The following is a 486-nucleotide window of genomic DNA, read 5'->3' as shown; positions in this document are numbered from 1 at the left end:
CCCACGAAGGCCGGCATGATCGCGCCGAACACCATGATCAGCCCGTGCATGGTGGTGAGCTGGTTGAAGAACTCGGGACGCATGATCTGCAGGCCCGGCTCGAACAACTCGGCGCGGATGCCGAGCGCCATCACGCCGCCCGACAGGAACATGACGAACGAGAACAGCAGGTACAGCGTGCCGATGTCCTTGTGATTCGTCGCGAACAGCCAGCGTCGCCAGCCATGCGGAAGCTCGTGCGCGTGATCGTCGTGCGCGTGTCCCGCGGTTACGTCGTGTCCAATGCTAGACATGGATGTCTCCTGATCCGTATTCCGATTGACGTCGACCCAGACGACGAACGATCCGTCAGGCAGCCGGCCCGATTTCGACGCGGCGTGCTTCCTTCGCGTCGGCGCCGCCGGTGATCGTCTGCGGCTTCTTCAGCACGATGCGATCCTCGGCCACGCCAGCGGCCTTCAGCGCGTCGCGCACGGGCTGCGCGCG

1 protein-coding gene is annotated in these 486 nt (G+C 64.8%); it reads right to left on the bottom strand.

What is annotated here, in order from left to right:
• Window positions 1–293 (bottom strand): cbb3-type cytochrome c oxidase subunit I (locus tag HW466_RS31305; protein ID WP_176316166.1); only part of this gene is annotated, 293 nt, incomplete at its 3' end.
• Window positions 294–486: the final 193 nt, after the last annotated feature.

The sequence above is a fragment of the Burkholderia territorii genome (assembly GCF_902833055.1).
Taxonomy (GTDB): domain Bacteria; phylum Pseudomonadota; class Gammaproteobacteria; order Burkholderiales; family Burkholderiaceae; genus Burkholderia; species Burkholderia territorii.
The sequence above is the reverse complement of the archived record's forward strand: the minus strand, read 5'-3'. Positions and strand labels throughout refer to the sequence as shown.